The 486-nt window shown below is 83.3% G+C and carries 1 protein-coding gene; it reads left to right on the forward strand.

Going from position 1 to position 486, the window contains the following annotated elements; translation table 11 throughout:
• The coding region (locus AC1MIR_RS08895) for a glycosyltransferase N-terminal domain-containing protein (RefSeq protein ID WP_480027815.1) at positions 1-486 on the forward strand (486 nt) is incomplete at both ends.

Raw genomic sequence — 486 nt, forward strand, 5'->3', positions numbered from 1 at the left:
CGCTCCCCGGGGGCCGCGCGGGCGGCCCCGCGGGGGGGGGGGGGGCGGGCGCCGCGGGTGATCCACCGCTTCGTGCCGCTCGACGTGCCGGCCTGGGTGGCGCGGTTCCTGCGCGCCTGGCGCCCGGATGCCGGCGCCTTCGTGGAAAGCGAGCTGTGGCCCAACCTGCTGGCCGAGGCGGCGCGCCAGGCGGTGCCGCTGGCCCTGGTGAACGCCCGGATGAGCGCGCGCAGCGCCGCCCGCTGGCGCCGCGCCCCCGGCCTGGCCCGGCAGACCCTCGGGAGCTTCCGCACCGTGCTGGCCCGCGCCGCGCAGGATGCGGCCCGGCTGCGCGCCCTCGGCGGGGCGGAGGTGCTGTGCTGGGGCGCCCTCAAGGCCGCGGCGGCGCCGCGGCGGGCGGCGCCCGCGGCGCTGGCGGCGCTGCGGGGCGCGATCGGCGCGCGCCCGGGCTTCCACCCCCCCGCCCCCCAACCAGGAGAGGAGGCC

Source organism: Falsiroseomonas sp. RANM36, from assembly GCF_056682175.1.